Source organism: Methylobacterium sp. B1 (assembly GCF_000333255.1).
Taxonomy (GTDB): domain Bacteria; phylum Pseudomonadota; class Alphaproteobacteria; order Rhizobiales; family Beijerinckiaceae; genus Methylobacterium; species Methylobacterium fujisawaense.
In genome coordinates this window covers 1-2,120 of record NZ_BACT01000874.1, presented here as the reverse complement: position 1 = coordinate 2,120, position 2,120 = coordinate 1, and the positions used below count along the sequence as shown (strand labels likewise).

Annotated in this window: 2 protein-coding genes and 1 pseudogene; 2 read left to right on the top strand and 1 reads right to left on the bottom strand. The window is 66.9% G+C overall.

Going from position 1 to position 2,120, the window contains the following annotated elements; all coding sequences use genetic code 11:
* The coding region (locus I53_RS24930) for a glycosyltransferase (RefSeq protein WP_043355808.1) at positions 1 to 705 on the top strand (705 nt) is incomplete at its 5' end.
* 148 nt (positions 706 to 853) lie between these two features.
* Positions 854 to 1,424, top strand: a pseudogene (locus I53_RS31845) (glycogen debranching N-terminal domain-containing protein); the annotation flags it as partial.
* 44 nt (positions 1,425 to 1,468) lie between these two features.
* Here I53_RS31845 and rplQ read toward each other — a convergent pair.
* On the bottom strand, positions 1,469 to 1,879 hold the full coding sequence (rplQ, locus tag I53_RS31840; protein WP_043355049.1) for a 50S ribosomal protein L17: 411 nt from the start codon (positions 1,877 to 1,879) through the stop codon (positions 1,469 to 1,471).
* Positions 1,880 to 2,120: the final 241 nt, after the last annotated feature.

Genomic DNA, 2,120 nt, shown 5'->3' with positions numbered 1-2,120 from the left:
CTGCCCATGCCGCCGACCTCCAACTGGCTGGGGACCATCCATCACGGCCTGCCGGCCGAGAACTGCCCGTATTACCCGGACGCCAAGGGCGGCTACCTCGCCTTCCTCGGCCGCATCTCGCCCGAGAAGCGCCCCGACCGCGCGATCGAGATGGCGATCCGCTCCGGCACGCCCCTCAAGATCGCCGCCAAGGTCGACAAGGCGGACCAGGATTACTGGGACGAGGTCATCGAGCCGATGATCCATCACCCGCTCGTGGAGTATATCGGCGAGATCAACGAGGAGCAGAAGAAGGAATTCCTCGGCAACGCCCTGGCGCTCGCCTTCCCGATCGACTGGCCGGAGCCCTTCGGCCTCGTGATGATCGAGGCCATGTCGGCCGGCACCCCGGTGATCGCCTTCCGCAACGGCTCCGTGCCGGAGGTGATCAAGGACGGCGTCGGCGGCGTTCTCTGCGAGAACATGGACGATGCCGTCGCGGCCGTCGCCAAGGTCAAGACCATGAGCCGCGCCGGCGTGCGCCGCCACTTCGAGAGCGCCTTCACCGCCGAGTGCATGGTGAAGAAGTACGTCGCTGCCTACGAGGACCTGCTCGGCCGTGGCGCCGACGTGATCAAGCTGCCGAAGTCCGGCTACAAGGCGCAATACGGCGAGGTGAACGGCTCTGCACGGCCGGCGATCCCGGTCGCCGCCATGCCGGCCTGAAATCCGGCCCCGGGCTTGCGAGGCAGGTCCGGCTCGGCCTAGCGTCTTAAAGGCGACTCATCCGTAGGATGAACAGGGGCTGCCGCATCGAATGGATGCGGCAGCCCTCTCGATTCGCACCTCTCACTTGCACCCGGAGATGCCCTGCATGGCGGCGGACAACACGGCAGCGGCCCACGATGCGAAGGCCCGGACCGCGGAGAGCGCCGGAAGCGTGGCGCACGGTTTCCAGGACGCGGACGACGTCCTGCCGACCTATCACATCGAGGCGCACACCTCGCTTGTGGAGCGGCCCCTCCGCTCGCTGAAGTTCGGCGAGGCCTTCGGCGTTCTCGATTCCTACGGCGATATCGGCGTCCAGCCCGGCCCGGAGGGCCTGTATTTCCAGGACACGCGTTACCTGTCGCGTCTGGAAGTGACGGTGGAGGGTCAGCGCCCGCTGATGCTCTCCTCGGTGATGCAGGACGACAACGGCGCGCTCAGCGTCGACATGACGACGCCCGACATCCGTCTCGATGCCCATGACGAGACCTCGATCCCGCGCGAGACGATCGCCATCGAGCGCACCAAGTTCCTGTTCCGCGGGGCCTGCTACGACCGGATCGGTCTGCGCTCCTACGATTCGAAGCACCGCCGCCTGCGCATCGTCGTGACGTTCGACGCGGATTTCCGCGACCTGTTCGAAGTCCGCGGGACCGACCGCCAGGAGCGGAGCCGGGACGGCTTCTCAGACATCGGGAGCGTCGGAACGCCCTTCGAGGTATCAGGCGGCCTCGGCGACCTGGCTCGGACCGGAATCCTTGCCGCGGGCCTCGACGTCGCGATCGACGAACTCGATCACGGCCATCGGGGCGTTGTCACCCTGGCGGAAGCCGGCCTTCATGATGCGGCAATAGCCGCCCGGACGGCCCTTGTAGCGCGGGCCGAGCACGGTGAAGAGCTTCTTGACCATGTCGGCATCGCGCAGCTGCGCCATGGCGAGACGCCGGGTGTGAACGCTGTCGATGCGGCCGAGCGTGATCAGCTTCTCCACCACCGGGCGCAGATCCTTGGCCTTCGGCAGGGTCGTGATGATCTGCTCGTGCTTGAGCAGAGCGACCGACATGTTGGCGAACATCGCCTTGCGATGCTCGGCGGTGCGGTTGAAACGGCGGCCGCGATAACCGTGACGCATGGTGCTGGCTTCCTTTTCGTCTCGGCCGCCGTGCCAAGGTACGGCCGGGTGCCCCGAAATCGGGGCGGTTGATTCCGCATGACCCTGCGGCGGGATTCTTCCGGGACCTCGCGTCGGCTCGGCGAAGTCCCGGGTCTGGACCGGCCAAACCGACGGCGCCGTACAGCGCCGCCCCGTTCAGCCCGAGGCGGCTTCGCCTCTCAGTAGTGCTCCTCGAAGCGCTTGGCGAGGTCCTCGATGT

Excerpts from the sequence above, each read along its gene's own strand:
- rplQ (WP_043355049.1), bottom strand. The coding sequence starts at position 1,879 with ATGCGTCACGGTTATCGCGGCCGCCGTTTCAACCGCACCGCCGAGCAT.